The sequence below is a fragment of the Ideonella sp. P3_A4 genome (assembly GCF_056403075.1).
On the sequence record NZ_JBFUGE010000377.1, the window covers coordinates 1 to 5,905 of the forward strand.

The 5,905-nt window shown below is 65.8% G+C and carries 6 protein-coding genes; 2 read left to right on the forward strand and 4 right to left on the reverse strand.

What is annotated here, in order from left to right; translation table 11 throughout:
* From AC1DYI_RS24490 to AC1DYI_RS24505, 4 genes are all read right to left on the reverse strand, one after another.
* Positions 1-656, reverse strand: a 656-nt coding sequence (locus AC1DYI_RS24490) for a methyl-accepting chemotaxis protein (protein ID WP_477206744.1), incomplete at its 3' end; no start/stop codon positions are given.
* A 115-nt stretch (positions 657-771) separates the two neighbouring features.
* Entirely contained in the window at positions 772-2,907 is a 2,136-nt protein-coding gene (locus AC1DYI_RS24495) for a chemotaxis protein CheA (protein WP_477206745.1), read from the reverse strand.
* Positions 2,908-2,966: 59 nt separating this feature from the next.
* Positions 2,967-3,329, reverse strand: a complete 363-nt coding sequence (locus AC1DYI_RS24500; RefSeq protein ID WP_374562089.1) for a response regulator — start codon at positions 3,327-3,329, stop codon at positions 2,967-2,969.
* A gap of 60 nt (positions 3,330-3,389) precedes the next feature.
* Positions 3,390-3,854, reverse strand: a complete 465-nt coding sequence (locus tag AC1DYI_RS24505; RefSeq protein ID WP_477206746.1) for a hypothetical protein — start codon at positions 3,852-3,854, stop codon at positions 3,390-3,392.
* Positions 3,855-4,035: 181 nt separating this feature from the next.
* On the opposite strand from AC1DYI_RS24505, the gene AC1DYI_RS24510 reads away from it, so the two are divergent.
* A complete protein-coding gene (locus AC1DYI_RS24510) occupies positions 4,036-5,193 on the forward strand; it encodes a hybrid sensor histidine kinase/response regulator (protein WP_477206747.1) in 1,158 nt (385 codons plus the stop codon).
* Between the two features lie 67 nt (positions 5,194-5,260).
* Complete coding sequence (locus AC1DYI_RS24515) at positions 5,261-5,896, forward strand: response regulator (protein WP_374562093.1); 636 nt, start codon at positions 5,261-5,263, stop codon at positions 5,894-5,896.
* The last annotated feature ends 9 nt before the right edge of the window (positions 5,897-5,905 follow it).

Consider the following 5,905-nt stretch of genomic DNA (forward strand, 5'->3'; position numbering starts at 1 on the left):
GCCGCTTCGACAGCGGCGTTCAGCGCGAGGATGTTGGTCTGGAAGGCGATGCCGTCGATCACGCCGATGATGTCGGCGATCTTCTTCGAGCTGGCGTTGATTTCGTCCATCGTCGTGACGACTTGCGACACGACTTCACCGCCGCGGCGCGCGACTTGCGTGGCCGAGCTGGCGAGCTGGTTGGCTTGGGCGGCGGCGTCGGCGCTCTGGCGCACGGTGCCGTTCAACTGGCTCATCGAGCTGGCGGCCTGCTGCAGGTTGCTGGCGGTCTGCTCGGTGCGGCCCGACAGGTCCTGGTTGCCGCTGGCGATTTCGGTCGCTGCCACGGTCACGCCGTCGGCGCCGGTGCGAATGGCGCTGATCGAGCGGCGCAGTTCGGTCTGCAGGGTTTGCAGCGAGCGCAGCACGGCGGCCGAGTCAGAGTTGCCGCCTTCGATGTTGATGTCGACCGACAGGTCGCCTTCAGACAGGCGGCGAGCGTGGGCCGAGAAAGTGACGAGGAAGCTGCGCAGCACCGACAGGCCGCTCAGGTAGATCGCCGCACCCACGGTGGTGAGGCTCAGGCTGCTGGCGATCACAGCCGTGCTGGACCAGCCCGCGTTCAGGCCGATGGCCACACAGGCCTGGCCGGCGACGAGCAGGATCAAGGTCAGCATGGCGCGCTGCGTGGAGGAGAGGAATGAGAGCATGGGGATTCCGTCTGAAAGATGAGGCTGCTGTGGCGTAGGACCGGCGAACGCGTGTCAGTGCGCGTTCGCTGAAGAAGGCGGGTCAGTGGCGGCTGTGGCGCACCAGGGCCCCCACGTCCAGGATCAAGGCGACGCGGCCGTCGCCCATGATGGTGGCGCCGGACACGTCCTGCACCTTGCGGTAGTTGGCCTCGAGGTTCTTCACCACGACCTGTTGTTGGCCCAGCAGTTCGTCGACCAGCAGGGCGACGCGGCCGCCTTCGGCCTCAACGACGACCATGATGTTCGAGACGTTCTCGAAGTCGAAGCGCGGCACGTCGAAGACCTTCTCGAGGTCGATCACCGGCATGAACTCGTCGCGCACTTCGACCACGCGGCCGGTGCCGCCGATGGTCTTGATCATCGAGGCTTCGACCTGGAAGGACTCGACCACCGAGGACAGCGGCAGGATGTAGCACTCGTCGCCGACACCGATGCTCATGCCGTCCATGATGGCCAGCGTCAGCGGCAGGCGAACCTTCACGCTCATGCCGTAGCCTTCGGCCGAGTCGATCTCGACCGTGCCACCCAGCGAGGTGATGTTCTTCTTGACCACRTCCATGCCGACACCGCGGCCGGAGACGTCGGTCACTTGATCGGCGGTCGAGAAGCCCGGCGCGAAGATCAGACCGTAGACCTCTTGGTCGGTCATCGAATCGGGCGCGTCGATGCCACGCTCGCGGGCCTTGGCCAGCAGCTTGGCGCGGTTCAGGCCGCGGCCGTCGTCGCGCACTTCGATCACGATCGAGCCGCCCTGGTGCGAAGCGACCAAGGTGACGGTGCCGTGCTCGGGCTTGCCCTTGGCGATGCGGTCGGCAGGTTGTTCGATACCGTGGTCGCAAGAGTTGCGCACCAGGTGGGTCAGCGGGTCGGTGATCTTCTCGACCAGGCCCTTGTCCAGTTCAGTGGCTTCACCCTGCGTGACCAGCTCGACCTTCTTGCCCAGCTTGGCGGCGAGGTCGCGCATCATGCGCGGGAAGCGGTTGAAGACGACCGACATCGGAATCATCCGGATCGACATCACCGCTTCTTGCAGGTCGCGGGTGTTGCGCTCCAGGTCCGTCAGGCCGCTCAGCAGTTGCTGGTTCAGCGCGGCGTCGACGTTCTTGCTGTTCTGCGCCAGCATCGCTTGCGTGATGACCAGTTCGCCGACCAGGTTGATCAGTTGGTCGACCTTCTCGACCGACACGCGCAGCGTGGCCGATTCGGAACTGGCAGCGGCGCGGGCTTCGGCCCGACCCGCGGCCTTGGCCACAGGGGCGGCCGGCGCGGTGGGCGTGGCAGCGGCGGCTTCAGGCGCCGATTCCGGCGCGGCCGTCGTGCTGACTTCGCTTGCCTGCACCGGCGAGCCGGGGGCGTCGTCGAAGAAGCCGTAGCCCAGGTCGGGCGGCAACTCTTCTTTCGGGGCGCCGGCGTTTTCGTGGAAGAAGCCGTAGCCGGCATCCATCGGCGCGATCTGCATCAGTTCGCGGGCGATGTGGAAGGTGAACAGGTCCAGCAGGTCGTTGTCGCTGGAGGTCGTCACGATCTTGAAGCGGCGCATGCCTTCGGCGCTCTGGCCGTTGGACAGGGCTTCGATCGTGCCGAGGTTGGTGATTTCCTTGAACAGGTCGAACAGACCGTCCGCCACCGCCGGGTCTTCCAGCGGGCCGACAGTCAGCGCAATGGCCCGGGCGATCACACCGTTCTTCGGCATGGCCAGCGGCGCGGGCGCAGGTGCGGTGGCTGCAGCGGCGGGCGCCGGCGCAGGTGCGCTGCCACCTTCGGCCAGCGCGCGGATGTGGGCGACCAGTTCGCGCGTGTCGACGGCATTGCCGCCAGCGCCCTGGTGTCGCGCCAGCAAGGCCTTCAGTGCGTCGCCGGAGGCGAGCAGCACATCGACCATCTGTGAATTCGGTTGCAGCTCATGGCGGCGCAGCTTGTCCAGCAGCGTTTCCATGTGGTGCGTCAGTTCGGCCACGTCGGAGAAACCGAACGTGGCGGCGCCGCCCTTGACTGAGTGAGCGCAGCGGAAGATCGCGTTCAACTCCTCGTCGTCGGCGGCGTCCACGTCCAGTTCGAGCAGCTTCTGCTCCATGTTCTCGAGGTTCTCGCCCGCCTCCTCGAAGAACACCTGATAGAACTGGCTCAGGTCAATGCCGTCGCCCAGGCTGCTGTTGTCGCTCGTCATTTCGGCCATGTCTGGCTCCTCACTTCTTACGTCTGTTGCCCTCGTGCCCTTCCAGGCTCACCCACTTTTCAGCGGATGACCTTGCCGATCACTTCGATCAGCTTGGCGGGGTCGAAAGGCTTGACGAGCCAGCCGGTGGCACCGGCGGCGCGGCCAGCTTGCTTCATCTGGTCGCTGGACTCGGTGGTCAGGATCAGGATCGGCGTGGCCTTGAACTTCGGGTTCTCGCGCAGCTTCTTGGTCAGGCTGATGCCGTCCATGCGGGGCATGTTCTGGTCGGTCAGTACCAGGTTGAAATCACGGGTGCCGGCCTTTTCCCAGGCGTCCTGGCCGTCCACCGCCTCGACGACGTTGAAGCCGGCGTTTTTGAGGGTGAACGCCACCATTTGGCGCATCGAGGGCGAATCGTCCACGGCAAGAATCGAGTGCATCGCTTTTCTCCGAAAAGTCTGGAAGGGATTTGGGGGCGGGGGCTTAGAGAGGGGAAGGGGTCAGAACAGCTCGACGGAACCGGCGTCCATCTCGTCCTGGGTGACCGGATTCGGTCGACCAGGGCCGTCCTCGACGATGGTGGAACCGTCCTCATCGTCTTCGCCCATCGCATCCCGGGCGATTCGGTCGGCACAAGAGCGCAGGCGCTTTTGTGTGTGGGCGATCAGCTGGATCGCCATGTCGTGAAACTGCAGCGCGGTGATCGCACCGGCCAGGTTCTGCATGGCGCCCTGAATCGCGTCTTGGTCTGCACCGGGCAGCGCAGCCACGACCCGCATCAGGTCGTGCATCTGGCTGGAGGCCCCGTAGAAATGGCCGGACAGCGTCTCGCTGGCGTCGTCCAGCAGACGCTGCAGACGCTCCAGGTCGTGACTGGCCACCATCAAATGGTCCTGCAAGTCAGCCGCTGCCAACAACGGCAGGCCTGGGCTGGTGTCCGGTACGGGGCTTTCTGAATTCAGCATCGTGGCTCCGCGGTGCTCTTCGTGGGTCCGGGCCTGGCCGTCGTTTGGCCTGCTCGGAAGTTGTCATGGATTTTTCGGCAGTACCGGTCTGCTTATTGACCCGATGACTGGGTCAAAACAGGGCCTAATTCCGCCAAAGGGCTCTGCACCTGCACCCGAGAGGCTGCGCGATACTCGACCCATGAAGGGCGATATCGGCGCAAACACGCCAAGCCGTAGCCTGCGTGTGCTGCACATCGAAGATTCGGAACTCGATCACGAGTTGGCGATGGCCCACCTTCGGCGTGGCGGCGCCCAGATCGAGGCGGTGCGGGTCGACAGCGAGCTCGGCTTCCGAGCCGCGCTGCGCGAGCGCTGGGACGTGATCCTGTCGGACTTCAACATCCCCGGCTTCTCTGGCCTGCATGCGCTGGACATCCTGCGCGAAAGCGGCATTCAGGTGCCGTTCATCCTGGTGTCGGGCGAAATCGGCGAAGACGTGGCCGTCCAGGCCATGCGCAACGGCGCCGCCGACTATCTATTAAAGGCCAACCTCGCGCGGCTGGCCCCGGCGACCGAGCACGCGATCGACGCCTTCGACACCCTGCGTGCCCGCCAGCGGGCCGATCGGGAGCTGGCCGCGTCGCGCCAGCGGCTGTCCGAGCTGGCCCAGCATTTGCAGACCAGCGTCGAGATGGAGCGGGCGGCGATCGCCCGGGAGATCCACGACGATGTCGGCGGTTCGCTGTCGGCGCTGAAGTTCGACCTGGCCTGGATGGCCCGTCACGCCACCACGCCCGAGCTGAAGACCCGGCTCGACAGTGCGATGGAGACGGTGACCCATGCGCTGGAGGCGAGCCAGCGCATCATGCACAACCTGCGTCCGGCGATCCTGGAGCAAGGCCTGGTGGCGGCGCTGCAGTGGATGGCCAACCGCTTCGAGCGCCGCACCAACGTGGTGTGCAGCTTCCGCACCAGCCACGACAACCCCCAGCTGCCGCCCGGCGTGCCGCTGGTCGCTTACCGCACGGCGCAGGAAGCGCTCACCAACATCAGCAAACATGCCCAGGCGACCCGGGTCGGCATCGACCTGTCGCTGGCCCAGGGCGTTTTGTCGCTGGAAGTCAGCGACAACGGCAAGGGCTTGTCCGAAGCCGATCTGGCCAAGGCGCGCAGCTTCGGCATCCGCGGCCTGCACGAGCGGGCCACCACGGTCGGCGGCTGGGTCGACCTTTCCAGCAGCGCGGCCGGCACGACGCTGATACTCTCGATCCCGCTGGGGCACTACACAACCGGCCCCGCCGAGGGCACGCACCCCGGCGAATCCGAACACGATCCGTCTGCTTGGGGAGAGTTATGAGCACGAAGGGCCGCCCCGAGGGCGAAATCCCCCTTGGGGGGACGGCGCTTGGCGCCAAGGGGGCTGCATGACCCGTGTCATCGTCTGCGACGACCATGCGCTGATCCGCCGAGGCATCCGCGACACGCTGTCCGACGCGCCCGACATCGAGGTCATCGGCGAAGCAGGCGACTACGGCGAGCTGCGCACGCTGATGCGCAAGGGCAGCTGCGACGTGCTGGTGCTGGACATCAACATGCCCGGCCGCAGCGGGCTGGACGTGCTGCACGTGCTGAAAGACGAAGGTTCCACCGTCAAGGTGCTGGTCGTCAGCATGTACCCGGAAGACCAGTATGCGATCCGCGCGCTGCGGGCCGGCGCTTTCGGCTATGTCAACAAGGGCGGCGACCCGCACCTGCTGGTGCAGGCGGTGCGCACAGTCGCCCAGGGCCGCAAGTACGTGACGCCCGAGATTGCCCAGATGCTGGTCGAAAGCCTGACCACGCCCGAAGTGGCCAATGCGCACGAGAAGCTGTCCGACCGCGAGCTGCAGACGCTGGTGATGATCGCCTCGGGCAAGCGCCTGGCCGACATCGCCAACGAGCTGACGCTGTCGCCCAAGACGGTGAGCGTCTATCGCGCCCGGGTCCTCGAAAAGCTGGGCCTGACCAACAATTCAGAGTTGACCGTCTACGCGATCCGCAACGGGCTGGTCGGCGAGTGACGCATGGGG

What these genes read in the sequence shown, in the direction of transcription:
- AC1DYI_RS24500 (WP_374562089.1), bottom strand. Translation starts at nt 3,329, where the DNA reads ATGCACTCGATTCTTGCCGTGGACGATTCGCCCTCGATGCGCCAAATG.
- AC1DYI_RS24505 (WP_477206746.1), bottom strand. Translation starts at nt 3,854, where the DNA reads ATGCTGAATTCAGAAAGCCCCGTACCGGACACCAGCCCAGGCCTGCCG.
- AC1DYI_RS24515 (WP_374562093.1), top strand. Translation starts at nt 5,261, where the DNA reads ATGACCCGTGTCATCGTCTGCGACGACCATGCGCTGATCCGCCGAGGC.
- AC1DYI_RS24510 (WP_477206747.1), top strand. Translation starts at nt 4,036, where the DNA reads ATGAAGGGCGATATCGGCGCAAACACGCCAAGCCGTAGCCTGCGTGTG.